Origin of the sequence: Halorubrum coriense DSM 10284, assembly GCF_000337035.1 — an archaeon.
In the GTDB taxonomy this organism is placed as follows: domain Archaea; phylum Halobacteriota; class Halobacteria; order Halobacteriales; family Haloferacaceae; genus Halorubrum; species Halorubrum coriense.
In genome coordinates this window covers 1-13,855 of record NZ_AOJL01000036.1, presented here as the reverse complement: position 1 = coordinate 13,855, position 13,855 = coordinate 1, and the positions used below count along the sequence as shown (strand labels likewise).

General features: G+C 70.5%; 16 protein-coding genes. 8 read left to right on the top strand and 8 right to left on the bottom strand.

The genetic code is table 11. The features are described 5' to 3' along the window. The 3 genes from C464_RS08870 to C464_RS08860 all read right to left on the bottom strand — a co-directional run bounded on the left by C464_RS08870 (position 1) and on the right by C464_RS08860 (position 2,199). Entirely contained in the window at positions 1 to 978 is a 978-nt protein-coding gene (locus C464_RS08870) for a substrate-binding domain-containing protein (protein ID WP_006113345.1), read from the bottom strand. A 328-nt stretch (positions 979 to 1,306) separates the two neighbouring features. Then, the gene (locus C464_RS08865) at positions 1,307 to 1,585 is read right to left on the bottom strand and encodes a DUF7111 family protein (RefSeq protein ID WP_006113344.1); all 279 of its coding nucleotides are present in this window, start codon (positions 1,583 to 1,585) and stop codon (positions 1,307 to 1,309) included. 71 nt (positions 1,586 to 1,656) lie between these two features. After that, positions 1,657 to 2,199 (bottom strand): carboxymuconolactone decarboxylase family protein, encoded by a 543-nt coding sequence (locus C464_RS08860; RefSeq protein ID WP_006113343.1) that lies wholly within the window; start codon positions 2,197 to 2,199, stop codon positions 1,657 to 1,659. Between the two features lie 127 nt (positions 2,200 to 2,326). Here C464_RS08860 and C464_RS08855 point away from each other — a divergent pair, with 127 nt between their 5' ends. Together C464_RS08855 and C464_RS08850 are read left to right on the top strand one after the other, a co-directional pair. Continuing rightward, positions 2,327 to 3,256 (top strand): 1,4-dihydroxy-2-naphthoate polyprenyltransferase, encoded by a 930-nt coding sequence (locus tag C464_RS08855; protein ID WP_049910998.1) that lies wholly within the window; start codon positions 2,327 to 2,329, stop codon positions 3,254 to 3,256. Further along, positions 3,253 to 4,371 (top strand): mandelate racemase/muconate lactonizing enzyme family protein, encoded by a 1,119-nt coding sequence (locus C464_RS08850; protein WP_006113341.1) that lies wholly within the window; start codon positions 3,253 to 3,255, stop codon positions 4,369 to 4,371. The genes C464_RS08855 and C464_RS08850 overlap by 4 nt, the downstream gene beginning before the upstream one ends. A 12-nt stretch (positions 4,372 to 4,383) precedes the next feature. Here C464_RS08850 and C464_RS08845 read toward each other — a convergent pair whose 3' ends face one another. Next, entirely contained in the window at positions 4,384 to 4,815 is a 432-nt protein-coding gene (locus C464_RS08845; protein WP_006113340.1) for a halocyanin domain-containing protein, read from the bottom strand. A gap of 122 nt (positions 4,816 to 4,937) precedes the next feature. On the opposite strand from C464_RS08845, the gene C464_RS08840 reads away from it, so the two are divergent. Continuing rightward, complete coding sequence (locus C464_RS08840) at positions 4,938 to 5,390, top strand: DUF5799 family protein (protein ID WP_006113338.1); 453 nt, start codon at positions 4,938 to 4,940, stop codon at positions 5,388 to 5,390. Between the two features lie 37 nt (positions 5,391 to 5,427). Here C464_RS08840 and C464_RS19225 read toward each other — a convergent pair whose 3' ends face one another. Continuing rightward, positions 5,428 to 5,577, bottom strand: a complete 150-nt coding sequence (locus tag C464_RS19225) for a DUF7557 family protein (RefSeq protein WP_006113337.1) — start codon at positions 5,575 to 5,577, stop codon at positions 5,428 to 5,430. A gap of 1,714 nt (positions 5,578 to 7,291) precedes the next feature. Here C464_RS19225 and C464_RS19630 point away from each other — a divergent pair. From C464_RS19630 to C464_RS08830, 3 genes are all read left to right on the top strand, one after another. Next, the gene (locus tag C464_RS19630) at positions 7,292 to 7,567 is read left to right on the top strand and encodes a hypothetical protein (RefSeq protein ID WP_006113335.1); all 276 of its coding nucleotides are present in this window, start codon (positions 7,292 to 7,294) and stop codon (positions 7,565 to 7,567) included. Continuing rightward, positions 7,564 to 7,806: a hypothetical protein gene (locus C464_RS19625; RefSeq protein WP_006113334.1), complete on the top strand. Its 243-nt coding sequence runs from the start codon at positions 7,564 to 7,566 to the stop codon at positions 7,804 to 7,806. The genes C464_RS19630 and C464_RS19625 overlap by 4 nt, the downstream gene beginning before the upstream one ends. A 144-nt stretch (positions 7,807 to 7,950) precedes the next feature. Further along, entirely contained in the window at positions 7,951 to 8,985 is a 1,035-nt protein-coding gene (locus tag C464_RS08830; protein ID WP_006113333.1) for a phosphotransferase family protein, read from the top strand. 30 nt (positions 8,986 to 9,015) lie between these two features. On the opposite strand, the gene C464_RS08825 is transcribed toward C464_RS08830, so the two are convergent. After that, on the bottom strand, positions 9,016 to 9,813 hold the full coding sequence (locus C464_RS08825) for an aldo/keto reductase (protein WP_006113332.1): 798 nt from the start codon (positions 9,811 to 9,813) through the stop codon (positions 9,016 to 9,018). A gap of 105 nt (positions 9,814 to 9,918) precedes the next feature. On the opposite strand from C464_RS08825, the gene C464_RS08820 reads away from it, so the two are divergent. Next, on the top strand, positions 9,919 to 10,857 hold the full coding sequence (locus tag C464_RS08820) for a transcriptional regulator TbsP domain-containing protein (RefSeq protein WP_006113331.1): 939 nt from the start codon (positions 9,919 to 9,921) through the stop codon (positions 10,855 to 10,857). A 33-nt stretch (positions 10,858 to 10,890) separates the two neighbouring features. Here the strand turns inward: C464_RS08820 and C464_RS08815 are convergent, their stop codons facing one another. Then, positions 10,891 to 12,411 (bottom strand): aldehyde dehydrogenase family protein, encoded by a 1,521-nt coding sequence (locus C464_RS08815; protein ID WP_006113330.1) that lies wholly within the window; start codon positions 12,409 to 12,411, stop codon positions 10,891 to 10,893. A gap of 87 nt (positions 12,412 to 12,498) precedes the next feature. Between C464_RS08815 and C464_RS08810 the strand changes: the two genes are divergently transcribed. Then, a complete protein-coding gene (locus C464_RS08810) occupies positions 12,499 to 13,236 on the top strand; it encodes a helix-turn-helix domain-containing protein (RefSeq protein WP_006113329.1) in 738 nt (245 codons plus the stop codon). A 12-nt stretch (positions 13,237 to 13,248) separates the two neighbouring features. Here the strand turns inward: C464_RS08810 and C464_RS08805 are convergent. Next, positions 13,249 to 13,855 (bottom strand): proline dehydrogenase family protein (locus C464_RS08805; RefSeq protein ID WP_006113328.1); only part of this gene is annotated, 607 nt, incomplete at its 5' end.

Below are 13,855 nucleotides of genomic sequence, written 5' to 3'. Positions count from 1 at the left end.
TCAGACGACCTCGCTCGCGAACTCCGAGTCGATCAGGTCGTCGACGGCGCCGGCGGGGTCGGCGTCGTCGGTCACGAGCCCCTCGCGTTCGAGGACCGGCGAGAGGGTCGACAGCAGTTCGCGGTGTGCGTCCCCCGGAATCGGCTCCGAGAGGTCGTTCCGCTGGGTGAACACGCGCTCCGCCACCGGTTCGGACATCTCGGAGGCGTCGGCGAGGATCCCCGCGGTCGCTTCCGGATTCTCGACGGCCCACTCGCGGCCGCGCTCGTACGCCTCGATCACGCGGCGCGCGTCCTCAGTGCGGTCCGCGAGGAACCCGTCGAGGAAGTTCAGGAAGCCGTAGGTGTTGTACCGCGGCTCGCGGAAGAACAGCTCCGCGCCGTCGCGTTCGAGCTCCAGCTCGGCCATGTGGGGGTCGAGCCCGGCCCACGCGTCGACCTCGCCCCGGACCAGGGCGGACTGCCCCTCGGGGTGCTGGAGGTTGACGACCTCGATGTCCGCCTCGCTCAGCCCAGCGTCGTCGAGCGCCTGAAGCAGGAAGAAGTACGGGTCGGTCCCGCGGGTGGCGGCGACCCGGCTCCCTTCGAGGTCCGCCACCGACTCGATGCCGGTCTCTTGAAACGTGACGAGCGCGGTCCACTCCGGCTCCGAGTAGACGTACGGCGTCGTGATCGGCACGCCGTTGGTGCGGGCCATCAGCGCCGCGATTCCGGCGGTCGAGGAGACGTCGGCCTCGCCGCTCTGCGCGTACTCGTTGGCCTGGTTGCTCCCGAGGCTCAACACCCACTCGACGTCGGTGCCGGCGTCGGCGAACGCCGCTTCGAGCCAGCCCTTCTCGCGCAACACGAGGCTGACCGGGTTGTAGTACGCGTAGTCGACCGTCACCGTGTCCGATCCGCCGCCGTCGCCCGCGCAGCCGGCGAGCAGCGAGCCGCCGATCGCCGCGCCGGTGCCGCGGAGGAACTGTCTTCGGTCCATCGTGACTCTCCGTACCGGTGCCACTCGTAAGAGAATATGGCTATCGAGAATATTCAACTACACCTATGATGCTCCATAGTTATTCATTTTCGGGCACTGTGCCGAGTTGGCACGGGTTTCGACGACCGTTTCACGGACGTAGACGGCCGGACGCGCGTCTCCGCTCGGCGACCGGACACTAACGAATCGGTCCGTCTCGCGTTCCGGACTTCAGAGTATGTTGCCGGTTTCTCACGTCACTCGCGCGGTCGGGCGCGAGACGGGTCTCGGCGGGGACGAGTCGGGGATCTGCTCTCCCGACGGCGGCGAGTCGAGACCGCCTCCCGGGCTACATCCCCATGTCGGCGGCGGCGTCCGGCACCGGGAGGTCGGGGACCGAGACGCCGAGCAGCTCCGCGGCGTGGTCGAGCGCCATGTCGAAGCCGTAGTAGCGCTCCAGTTCGTCGCCGTCCGGGCCGGTGCGCACCTTCAGCATGGCGTACCCGTCGGCGTTCTGTGCGACCGTCGCCTCGCCGCCGTCGCGGGAGAAGGTGAGCCGGCGCTCGCCGTCGATCTCCTCGTACCTCGCATCGATACCGTTCGCCGACGCGGCCTCCGTGTCGGTCATACAAGCGATACGGGCCGATCCCTGTCGAACCTGTCGGTCGCCGAGGCGGGCCCGAGGCGGTCCGCGCCCCGCTATCGGGGATCCCAGCCGTGGAACTCGGTCCCCGGCTCCAGTTCGAGGTCGAACGCGTCGATCATCCCGCCGAGCGCGTCGTACCCGCGGGCGACCGCTGCGACGCCGACCATCGTCTTGTCGTCGTACAGCGCCGCGGTCTCGTCGTGGGCGACCGCGTCCACCTCTCCCCGGACGACGGCCAGCGCGTACTCGACGAGAGTCGTCTCCGCGTCGTCGAAGGGGGCGAGGTCCCCCGCACCGAGCGCCGCGATCTCGTCGTCGTCGACCCCGGCGTCGCGGGCGACGTTGACGTGCTGGTGCCACTCGTACCGGTTCCCGATATCGCTCGTGACCGCCAGGATGACGAGTTCGCGCTCCCGGTCGGTGAGCCCGCTGTCGGTCCACAGCGACCCGAGGAACGACCGGAGTCCCGCCAACACCTCGGGGTTGTTGCCGATCGACTGGTACACGCGGAGCGGTTTCCCCTGGAGCGACGACTCCAAGAGGTCCTCGTACTCGTCCGGCACGTCCGACGCCTCGGCGTAGGGAACGCGGGCCATGGGCGTCGCTCGCGGCGGCAGGGCATAGGTGTACGTGCCCCGGTACCGCTCGCGGGATCGAGACCGAACCGTCCCGCGGCGATCCGCGATGGCAAATTTAAGGGACGCCACGCACCAACCGAGGGTAATGAGTACAGAGGTGACCCGGCGGCGGGCGTGGGTGATCGCCGCCCGGCCCCAGACGCTCCCGGCGGCGGCCGCGCCGGTGGTCGTCGGCGTCGGACTGGCGTTCGCGGACGGCGTGTTCGCCCCGCTGCCCGCGCTCGCCGCGCTCGTCGGGGCGGCGCTGATCCAAGTCGGCACGAACTTCGCGAACGACTACTACGACGCGATCCAAGGGGCCGACACCGACGACCGCGAGGGGTTCACTCGCGTCGTCGCGAGCGGCCTCATCGAGCCGGCGGAGGTGAAGCGGGCGATGTGGCTCACCTTCGCGGCCGCGATCGGCGTCGGGACGTACCTCGTCGCGGTCGGCGGCGTCCCCATCCTCGTGATCGGCCTCGCCTCCGTGGCGGCCGGGATCGCCTACACGGGCGGCCCGTACCCGCTCGGCTACCACGGGCTCGGCGACCTCTTCGTGTTCGTCTTCTTCGGCGTGATCGCCGTGACCGGGACGTACTACGTCCAGGCCGCCGCGCTGCTCTCCGGCTGGTTCCCCGTCGGGATCCCCAGCGGGACCGTCACGCTCGCGGCGGTCGTCGCGAGCCTCCCGATCGCCGCGCTGTCGACGAACATCCTCGTCGTCAACAACCTCCGCGACCGCGAGGAGGACGCCTCGACCGGCAAGCGCACGCTCGCCGTTCGGTTCGGCTACCGGTTCGCCCGCGCCGAGTACCTCGCGATGCTCGCTGTCGCCTACCTCGTTCCCGTGTGGTTCGTCGCGCGCGGCGACGGCCTCGCGACGCTGCTCCCGCTCGTCACCCTCCCGCTCGCGGCGGCCGTCGCGCGAACGGTGCTGACCGAGACCTCCGGCGAGGCGCTCAACCCCGCGCTCGAGTCGACCGGCAAGCTGCTCGCGGCGTACGCCGTCGCGTTCGCGGTCGGGCTGGCGCTGTGACCGACGACGACTCCCCGGGAGCGGGCGAGGTCCGGGCGATACGCGCTCGGCCGTTCGCGCTCGACCTGACCCGACCGCTCGGCACCGCACGCGGCGAGATAACCCGCCGAGAGGGGTTCTTGATCGCGGTCGAACCCACGGGCGACGGATCGGACGCGGTCGGCGTCGGCGAGGCGACCCCGTTACCGGGCTGGACGGAATCGTCCGAGGCCTGCGACGCGGCGCTCGACGCGGTCTGCGACCGCGATGGAACCGATGCGCCCCTCGAGGCGCTGCGCGCGGCGTCGACCCCCGCGGCCCGGCACGGCGTCTCGCTCGCGCTCGCCGACGCCGCGGCCCGCGACGCGGGGCGGTCGCTCGCGGAGCGACTCGCGAGCGAGGCCGACGTCGACGCGTCGCCCGCCGACGCGGTCCCGGTCAACGCCACCGTCGGAGACGGTCCGTCGGCGGAGACCGCCGCCGAGGCGACGCGGGCCGTCGAGGAGGGGTTCGACTGCCTCAAGCTGAAGGTCGGTGTCCGCGACGTCGACGAGGACGTCGAGCGCGTCCGCGCGGTCCGCGAGGCGGTCGGCGACGCGGTCTCGCTCCGCGCCGACGCGAACGGCGCGTGGGACCGAGAGGATGCGAGGCGCGCGCTCGACGCGCTGGCCGCGTTCGACCTCGCGTACGTCGAGCAGCCGCTTCCGGCGGACGACCTCGACGGGCTGGCGGCGCTCCGGGGCGGGGCGCGCGGCGGGGGGGTCCCCGTCGCGGCCGACGAATCGGTGGCAGCCCGCGGGATCGACGCGGTCTTGGAGGCGGACGCCGCCGACGCGGTCGTCCTCAAACCGATGGCGCTCGGCGGCCCCGACCGCGCGCTGGCGGCCGCACTGCGGGCGCGGTCGTCCGGCGTCGATCCGGTCGTCACCACCACCATCGACGCGGTCGTCGCGCGGACCGCCGCCGTCCACGTCGCGGCCGCGGTCCCCGAGGTGTCGCCCTGCGGGCTCGCCACGGGGAAGCTGCTCGACGAGGACCTCGCGCCCGACCCCTGCCCGATCGACGACGGCCGGATCGCGGTCCCGACCGGGCCGGGACTCGCGGGCGGCGCGTTCGACGGTCTGCGGCGCGAGTGAGGCGGCCGCGGCTCAGGCCTCGTCGGAGACGACCTCGACGCTGCCGCGCATCCCTCGCGTCTGGTGTGGCGTACAGACGTACTCGCGGACGCCCGGCTCGTCGAACGTGCGCTCGAAGGTGTGGCTCGATCCGGCGAGGATGTCCGACGCGAACGAGCCGTCGACGGCGTACACATCGTGGCCGCCGCCGCGCCCGGTCCACTCCCAGACGACCGTCGTCCCGGCATCGATCCGGACGTGCGCCGGCGCGTACGAGAACCCACCGTCCACGCCCACGGCGACGGTGACGGTCGCTTGGCCGGTCAGATCGACCCGCTCGTCGCCCGTCGTCCCTCCGCCGGTCGTCCCCGCGCCCGGGAGGACCGCGCCGGCACACCCGGCGAGCGCGGCGGCAGTCGCGGTGCCGGCGGCGGCGAGGAGGGCGCGGCGACTCCTGTCTCTCATACCGGAACTGAGGCGCTCCGCCGTATAAACCCCTCCGCGTCACCGCGGGATCTCGACCGCGTGACCGCCGGCGGCCGGCGGCGGGGAACGGACTTTTCACCGCGACCGTCGAACGGAGCCGTATGAGTGAGTGGACCGACGCCATCGTCGGCGAGCGAATGACCGTCGACAACCAGTTCAACGAGCGGGTCGCCGCGTCCCGCTTCTCCAGCCAGGAGTGGGGACTGATCATGACGGCGGCCGAGTTCGAGATCGAGAACGCCGACGACGCCGAGGCCGCGCGCGTCGTCGCGGACACGTCGAGCCTCCCCGCGATCATGCCCGAACTGGAGAACCTGCGGTCGCAGATGGCGGGGATGGGAGGCGCGCCGGGCGGGGGCGACGCCGGCGGGTCGGGCGGCGGCGTCGTCGACTCGATCAAGGGCGCGCTCGGGCTCGGCGGGGGAAGCGGCGGTCCCTCGGACGAGGAACTGGAGGCGGCGGAGCGGCTGGTCCAGGAGTACGCCGACGAGCTACAGGCCCACCTAGAGGAGGTCGGGAAGTGGGACCAGGTCCGCGTCGCATATCAGGAGTAGGGTCGAGCTGCGGCGTCGCGGGCGCTCGGCGGGTCGACTACTCCACGTCGCTGCCGCGGAACAGCGTGAGCTCTTCCGCCTCGTAGATGTTGATCAGTTCGGTCACGAGCTCGTCGTACTCCTCGTCGTCGATCCGGAGTGCGTCGAGCCGCTCGACCGTCTCCTCGTCGAGGTGGACTTGTGGCATGGATCGTGGTTCGTAACGGAGAGATAAAATACCCGCTACAACCGAGGCCGCGTTCTAGGCTGTCCAGAAGAACGGCATCCAGTCTCGTGGCGCAACTCACTCGCAGTGTCTGAAATTGGGTGGCTCGGCGTTTGAATCCACCGACCGTGCCGATATTTCAACATCTTCGGCCGTGAGATCTCCACCCGGTGGGACGAGTTCACCGTTCAGGAAGAGCACGGTCTCCGGTTCTTCGGCAACACCGGCGACCTCTTCGGAGGTGACCTCGTGGGTTGCGGATATACCGTACCCGATGAGTCGGGCCCGCTTGTCGAGAAAATCTGGTGAAACGTTGTACTCCCCGCCGACCCACGAAGCGGGAGTGATCGGCGTGCCGAGAGTGAGTTCGTGGCTCGATACGGACTTCGACTCGACGAAGACCAGCTCTATAACGGGTGTTGTCGGTGGGACCACGCTCATCGATGCGTTTCCCGCGAACCGAACAGACGGGGGTTCAGCCCCAGAAGCCACGGATAAGGTAGTATTAAGCGGAGCGCCCACCGATGCGAGCAGGGTGATGGCCGTTCGAATCTGATCGAGAGCGAAGGGACGGTCGAGGAACGCGGCCGCGACCCCCCCGCGACTAAGCGCATCGAATCCGATATCGACATCTCTGGATCCCTCAAAGATGCTCACTGCCGGTCCGTTCTGCTCCGACGGACGACCNGGACGACCTGTGCTCGGAAGGGTGACCGGGCCGTCAGCAGCCACCAAGTGGCCGTCTTCGATCGGAAGGTCGGAATACACGAGATCGGCCGACGAGCCTGACCAGACGTCCCTGACGGTTTCAGCTTCCGGGGCTTCGAGAACTGAAAAAATCCCGATCCCGTCGGGGACTGACGGACTCGTGAGTACGTTCCGAACGCCCTGTGCCCGGTCGGCGGAACGGATGAGGAATACAACGTTCAGGTCGCCGTGATCTGGTGGTGTCCTGTGGAGGTCGTTATCGTACGCGACCGATGAAATTGCCGAGGACCAGCTAGGAATCGGGTCCGCGGTTACGTCTGGAACGTTATCGACATCTGAGTGCGCGGCGGATGGCTGTCCGTGGGTCGGGACCGCCGTCGCGAGCGCGAGTCGCTCGTGCGGAGCCGATAAAATTGAATTGCCGCGAACGCGGATCGGCGCGAGGAAGTGCGCGAGGTGCGGAAGCAGTTCCGCGGCTGCGGGTGCGGGACGGAGGACGGCCTCGGTCGGCCACGCGGGTAAGTGCGGGGAGACCGTTTCGTGGTCGACCTCAAAGTACTCCATCAGCCGCTCGCTCATCGTCCGGTCGGCGAGGTTCGGCGGGTAGAACGGCAGGCTCGACCCGACCGCCTCGTAGGCGTGCCGGTCCGACGGGATATACCCCTCCATCCGGGCGAGCGTGTCGAGGAAGAACCACGTCTTGAGCAGCTCTGTGACACGTTCTTCGAGGGGTCGCCCCTCGGTCGGGAGCCGCTCCTCGTACCCGTTGTCGAGTCGGATCGCCGGGGCGTCGCCGGTCGTCATCCGAGCGCCGAGGTAGTACGACAGCGTCGAGAGCCGGTAGACGTCCTCGTACGTCGGCCGGACCACGACCTCGACGCCGGTGTCGGAGACGGTGAGCGGACTGGGAACATCGAGGGTGTCGCCGCGCTCGATTCGCGGCGGGTAGCCGCGGAGGGTCGGCCACGAGCGCTCCGGGGTGAACTCCTTGATCGACGACCCGAGGACCGACACCGCCTCCGTCAGCGCGGTCGGGTCGTCGGGAACCGTGATCGTCGCCTCGGGGCGCGTGTGGAGCGACCGCCCGCCGACCGAGACGGTTCGAGGGCGGTCGAATGACAGCGTGACTGGCTCGGGGCCGGCCGCACCGCTCGCCGAGATCTCGACGTCCGTCACCCGGATCGTCACCTTCGTCGCGCCGTTCACCTCGATGGAGTACGATCCGCGCGGGAGGTCCATCGGCTCGTCGAGGCGCGCGACGTGATCGCCGTCCACGTCACGGACGACGACCGACGCGTACTCGGGAAACTCCAGCGACTCGGCCTCGAAACTGACGGCCCGGTCGACCGGAGCCGGGAAGAGTTCCGGGAGCGCCGGCGAGAGGTCCGGCTCGACGTCGGCGCGGAGCCGGAGCTCCTCGCCCTCGATGGCGTCGCGCACCGTCAGCGTCGCCCCGTCGACCGCGAACTCGACGCGTCCGTCGGACAACTCGCCTGTCACTGAACTTTCCTGATTGGCCTACACGTATGACGTTGTTGGTGATCACCGGGATTCGAGAGGCTGACCCGTGTGCTGTCTGTCGTCACGCGACGTGGCTCGGCGTCTCTGACAACAATCTTAACATCGGTCGGACACGGAACGAAGGCCATGAACGGCGTCGAGTCCGGGCCGATCGATCGCGCTCTCGCCGCGGCGTTTCCGGGCCGCTCCGTCGAGCGGTTGACCGGCGTCGGACCCTCGTGGAACGGAGCCAACGAGACCGTCGGCGTCGTCTTCGACGACGGCAGTCGGGCGTACCTCAAGATCGCGCTCGCGGACGAGAGTCACCGGCTCGCGCGCGAACGCGCCGTCCTCCGATACCTGCGAGCGCACGGCCCGGTTCCGGTTCCCGAGGTGCTGGCGGCGGACCCCGACGGCGACCCGGCGTACCTCGCGACCGCGCCGGCTCCCGGTCGCGAACTGCTGGGCGCCTACGAGGCGGCGGACGACGCGGAGCGCGAGCGCCTGCTCCGGCGGGTCGGCAGCGCCCTCGCGGCGCTCCACGCCGACCGGTTCGCGGGCCACGGCGAGATCGTCGGCGCGGGCCGAGAGACCGGGAGCGCGGCGACCGGAGCGGAGGCCGACGGTGTCGCGCCCGACGAGGGCGAGGCCCCGACCGGCCTCTCGGTCGAGTTCGCGTCTTGGACGGACGTCCTCCTCGCGACGGTCGAGCGGACCCGCGAGATCGGGACGTCAGACCGGCTCGCGGACCACTACGACGCGGTCGTCGACTGCGTGCGTGCGAACCGAGACCTGCTCGACGGCGCGCCGGCCGCGTTGCTCCACGGCGACGTCGCGAAGCCCAACCTCTTCGTCGACGGCGACGCCGTGGCGGCGATCGACTGGGAGCTGTCCCACGTCGGCGACCCCGCCCGCGACTTGGTCCGCGCCGAGGACCAGCTGCTCAACGGCTTCGACTCGACCGGGCCGGAGCGGTTCGCCGCGGCTCTCCGGGCGGGGTACCGCGAGCGCGCCGGCGGGCTCCCGGCCGGGTTCGAGCGCCGGCGACCGGTGTACGAGGTCGTCAGGATGCTCGGGCGCTCCGGCTTCGTCGACCAGTGGACGACCTACCTCGACGGGCCGCTCGACGCGCTGGTCGAGCGGGCGGACACCGAGCTGCGGGCGCGACTCGACGCGGTCTGACCGCGCGGACGGCCCGCCGACCGCGCCCGGTCAGCGGTTCCACGCCGCGTCGTCGGGGTCGATCTGGCGCTCGCCGGGGTCGAGCGCGTCGATCGCGTCGAGGTCGTCGTGGGGCAGGTCGGCGTCGACCGCCCGGAGGTTCTCGCGCACGTGGTCGCCCCGGGCCTTCGGGATCGGCGCAATCCCGCGGTCGACGGCCCACGCGAGCGCGACGACCGCGGGCGAGCAGTCGTTGCGCTCGGCGATCTCGGCGATCGCCGGGTCGTCGAGGATCGCGCCGCGCCCGAGCGGGGAGTAGCCGACGAGGTCGTGATCGAACTCCGCGGCGAGGTCGCGGAGCGTCTCCTGCCGGAACCGCGGGTGGCACTCGACCTGATGGGCCGCGATCGGCGCGTCGAGGATCTCGCGGGCCTCGCGCAGCAGGTCCGGGGTGAAGTTCGAGACGCCGACGTGGTCCGTCACGCCCGCGTCGCGGAGGTCGTCGAAGGCGGGGAGCGTCGCCTCGGCGTCGTACGCCCGGATCGGCCAGTGGACGTACAGGAGGTCGACGCGGTCGAGCCCGAGCCGGTCGAGGCTCGCGCGGGCCGTCTCCCGCACGTCCTCGGGCGCGAGGTTCTCGGGGTGGACCTTCGTGGCGACGACCACGTCGTCGCGGTCGACGTCGCTCGCGGCGATCCCGTCGCCGACGGCCGCCTCGTTGTCGTACATCTGCGCGGTGTCGACGTGGCGGTAGCCGGCGTCCAGCGCCGCGGCGACGGTCTCGGTACAGGTCTCGGGGTCGTCGAGCCCGGAGGTTCCGAGCCCGATCGACAGGTCCAGCGGTGGCACGGGGGTCCGTTGCGAGCGCGCGGTGAAAAAGGCGCGCGAGCCGGCACGCCGCGATCCGCCGTCCCGCCCCGCATGCTTAATCCGTCGGCCCCGTAGGATCGACCGATGGCAACCGGTCCCGCGCTTCCCTCGACCGCCGACTCGGTCCCGCTGGGCGCGCTCTCCGATCCGATCCTCGTCGACCCGGGACCGCGACTGCTGGGGGACGTGGTCGAGGCGTACCGCGAGGTCGCCCCGTCGCTCGTCGAGCCGAGCCTCGCGAGCGACAACGCCGACGAGCGCGGCGAGGGCGGGGGCGGTCCGACTCCGGCCACCCAGCTCCCGACGCTGCGGGTGTTCGCGGGGGAACCCGCGATCGAGACGGCGACCGCCGGGTTCCGAGCGGCGAGCCGGCTCGCGGCGCTGCTCGACGCCGACGTGGTGGACCTCCGCGTCCTCGACGCGCCGCAGCCCAACGCGGCGCTGGCGGGGGCCGAAACCGGATACGCCCTGGTGCGGGGCGAGAACGGCGAGGGATGTGACGGCGACGGGCGTGACGACGTCGTACGGTGGCACCGCGTCGGCGACGACGCCTCGCTCCGCGAGCGGTACGCCTCGGCGTTCGGGGACGCCGACCCGTACCGGCTCCGAACGCCCAGCCGACGACGGGTGTACGAGGGGTTCGCGGCGCGGTGCGACGAGTCCGTCGCCGCCGCGGTGCTCCGCGCGCTCGACGTGCCCGCTGGACCGGCGGGTCTCGACGACGTGCGATCGTCGCCCGCCGGTCCTGACCCGGAAGCGAGCCGTCTCCGAGCTTACGCCGTCGGCGCACGCGAGGGCGTCCTCGACCGCACCCTCCGGCGGGCCTGCGAGGACGCCGGACTCGGGAGTCCGTCGACGTTCACGCGGATAAAGCGGCTCCTGCGGGAGACCGGCCTGATCGAGACGGCCTCGGAACCGCAGCCGGTGGGGCGACCGCGGGAGCGACTCGCGGCCCGCGGCGCGCTCGCGGCGGCCGAGACGCCGGAAGAGACGGTCGCGGCGGTGCGGGGCGTCGCGGACTGAGGCGACCCGTGCGACCGAGTCGGTCGCCGGTCGTCAGTCGTCTTTCGTCTTGATGTCCGCGGAGAGGCCCTGCGCCATCTCGATCTCCTTGGAGTTGTTCAGCGTCCACGCGGTGCGGTCGGTGACGGCCTCGATCGCCTCGCGGGCGGACGGGTAGCCGTTACCGGACTTCTTCACGCCGCCGAAGGGGAGCTGGACCTCCGCGCCGATACACGGGAGGTTCCCGTACGCCAGTCCCACTTCGGCGCGGTCGCGGTAATAGTTGATCTGCCGGTAGTCCTCGGAGATGATCGCGCCGGCGAGCCCGTACTCGACGTCGTTCTGGATCTCGACCGCGCGCTCGATGTCGCCGTCGTACTCCAAGAGCGCGACGTGGGGGCCGAACACCTCCTCGTGGGTACACCGGAGGTCGGCGTCGGGGTCCGCCTCGTAGACGAACGGCCCGACCCAGTGGCCGTCGTCGTGGCCGTCCGGGATCTCGTGGTCGCCGAGCTCGGTCCGGTCGACGAGGACGTTCACGTCCTCCTCGCGGGCGAGCTCGTTGTACTCGGTGACCTTCTCGCGGTGCTCGTCCTCGATGAGCGGCCCCATGAACGTCTCCTCGTCGAGCGGGTCGCCGACCGCGACCGACTCCGCGACCTCGACGAACCGCTCCTTGAACTCGTCGTACACGTCCGTGTGGACGATCAGGCGCTCGGAGGAGACGCAGCGCTGGCCCGTCGTCTTGAACGAGGACATCACCGCCGAGTGGACGGCGGTGTCGAGGTCCGCCTCGTCGGTGATCACGATGGCGTTCTTGCCGCCCATCTCGCAGGCGGCGCGCTTGCCGGGGACGCCGCCGAGCTTGTCCTGAATGTGGTGGCCGACCTCCGCGGAGCCGGTGAAAAGCACCGTCGAGACGTCGTCGTTCTCGACGACGGCGTTGCCGGCGTCACCGAACCCTTGGACCATGTTGAACACGCCGTCCGGGATGCCCGCGTCGTCGAACATCTCCGCGACGATCTGCGCGCACCACGGCGTCTGCTCGGCGGGCTTGAACACGACGGGGTTCCCCTCGACCAGCGCGATAGCCATGTGCCAGTACGGGATCGCGACCGGGAAGTTCCACGGCGTGATACAGCCGGTGACGCCGCGCGGCGTCCGTCGCATGTACGCGTCCTTCGAGGGGATCTCCGAGGGGACGATGTCCCCTTTGGGGTGTCGGGCGTCGCCCGCGGCCCACTCGACCATGTGCGCGGCCTCGACCACGTCGGCTTTCCCCTCGCTGATCTCCTTGCCGCACTCCTTGGAGACGACCTCGCCGAGCTCGTCGGTCCGGTCGCGGAGCTCGTGATAGACGTCCCAGAGGTACTCGGCACGCTGGATCCGGGAGAGCTCTCGCCACTCTTCGAACGCCTCGTCGGCGGCGTCGACCGCGCGGTCGACGTCGTCCGGCGTCCCGCGGTGGAACTCTCCGAGCGACTCCCCCGTCGCGGGGTTCTCGCTCTCGAACGTCTCGGATCCGTCGCCGTCGACCCACTCGCCGTCGATGTAGTGTTGGTAGGGCTGCGCCATGTACGGCGATTATCGTCGGCAGCCCAAATAACCCACCCTACCATGGTCGGCAGGGTCTTCGTGATGCGCTACCAAGTATACAGGATCATGGCGACGACCGACGCGGAGAGGAGCGACGAGTGGGCGGGGACCCGGCTCACGCTCGACCTCTGGCATCCGAACTGTTGGGCGATCGAGGCGACGAACAGGGCCGACGGCGGCGTGCTCGCGCACGCGATATACAACTCGCCGCGGACCGAGACCGACGCGCCCAACTCCGTGAACGGGCTCTTCACGGCGTTCGGAGACACGAACGAGGAGGTCGAGGCGCTGCTCGACGCGATCAGCGAGTCCGACCGCGCGGGGAACCTCTTGGAGCTACAGGAGCGGTTCGGGCGCGCCCGCGACGCGCCGGGCAACGTCGTCCGCGAGTTCTTCCTGGAGTACGACCCGGCCGACATGGTGTGTCCGACGCTTCTGGAACACGGCTTCGTCCACAGCGCGCCGGTCAGGATCGAGGGCGGGCGCGAGGAGTGGCAGGTGTGTTTCGTCGGCGAGCGGACGGACATCCGGGAGTCGCTCGACGCGGTCCAGGAGGCGTCCGGCGCGGAGGTGTCCGTCGAGTCGATGTCGTCGTCGGGTCACGCGGGCCGAACCCCCCGCGAGCACCGGCTCGACACGCTGACGACGACCCAGCGGAAGGTGTTCGAACACGCCCGCGAGGCGGGCTACTACGAGTGGCCCCGCGAGGCGTCGACCCGCGAGCTGGCCGACGACATGGACGTCTCGAAGACGACGCTGCTCGAACACCTCCGGAAGGCGGAGTCGAAGCTGCTGGACCCGTGACCCGGCCGCGGGTCAGTTCCCGACGATGGCCCGCAGCGCGAACAGCGCGTTCGACTTCCGCTCCCTGATCCGCCGGTAGAAGTAGGAGAACCACTTGGAGCCGTACGGGATGTACTGGTACACCGCCGCGTCGTCGTCGGCCGCGAGGTCGAACTGCGCCGACTCCCTGACGCCGGTCAGCATCTGGACCTCGTAGGGCGTCCCGTGCTCGGCGTACAGCTCCGCCGCGTACTCGATCATCGCCGGGTCGTGGCTCCCGACGGCGACGCAGTCGTCGAACGCCTCGAACATGTACGCCAGGCAGTCCCGGTACGACTCGTCGACGCGCGCCTTCTCCTTGTACGACAGTCCCGCGGGCTCGTCGTACGCGCCCTTGACCAGCCGGACCTTCCCGGGGAGCTCCGCCAGCCGTTCGAGGTCGTCGCGGGTCCGTTTTAAGTTCGCCTGGACGCAGACGCCGACGTTGCCGTCGGTGTCGAGGGCGTGCCGCTCGAACGCGTCGAGCGTCACGTCGGTCGTCTCGTGGTCCTCCATGTCGATCCAGACGAAGGTCCCCGCGCCGTCCGCGCCGGTCGCCGCGGGCGCGTTGGCCGCCGCGACGATGCGCGCGAGGTTCTCT

Excerpts from the sequence above, each read along its gene's own strand:
- C464_RS08870 (WP_006113345.1), bottom strand. The coding sequence starts at position 978 with ATGGACCGAAGACAGTTCCTCCGCGGCACCGGCGCGGCGATCGGCGGC.
- C464_RS08865 (WP_006113344.1), bottom strand. The coding sequence starts at position 1,585 with ATGACCGACACGGAGGCCGCGTCGGCGAACGGTATCGATGCGAGGTAC.
- C464_RS08860 (WP_006113343.1), bottom strand. The coding sequence starts at position 2,199 with ATGGCCCGCGTTCCCTACGCCGAGGCGTCGGACGTGCCGGACGAGTAC.
- C464_RS08855 (WP_049910998.1), top strand. The coding sequence starts at position 2,327 with ATGAGTACAGAGGTGACCCGGCGGCGGGCGTGGGTGATCGCCGCCCGG.
- C464_RS08845 (WP_006113340.1), bottom strand. The coding sequence starts at position 4,815 with ATGAGAGACAGGAGTCGCCGCGCCCTCCTCGCCGCCGCCGGCACCGCG.
- C464_RS08840 (WP_006113338.1), top strand. The coding sequence starts at position 4,938 with ATGAGTGAGTGGACCGACGCCATCGTCGGCGAGCGAATGACCGTCGAC.
- C464_RS19225 (WP_006113337.1), bottom strand. The coding sequence starts at position 5,577 with ATGCCACAAGTCCACCTCGACGAGGAGACGGTCGAGCGGCTCGACGCA.
- C464_RS08830 (WP_006113333.1), top strand. The coding sequence starts at position 7,951 with ATGAACGGCGTCGAGTCCGGGCCGATCGATCGCGCTCTCGCCGCGGCG.
- C464_RS08820 (WP_006113331.1), top strand. The coding sequence starts at position 9,919 with ATGGCAACCGGTCCCGCGCTTCCCTCGACCGCCGACTCGGTCCCGCTG.
- C464_RS08815 (WP_006113330.1), bottom strand. The coding sequence starts at position 12,411 with ATGGCGCAGCCCTACCAACACTACATCGACGGCGAGTGGGTCGACGGC.
- C464_RS08810 (WP_006113329.1), top strand. The coding sequence starts at position 12,499 with ATGGCGACGACCGACGCGGAGAGGAGCGACGAGTGGGCGGGGACCCGG.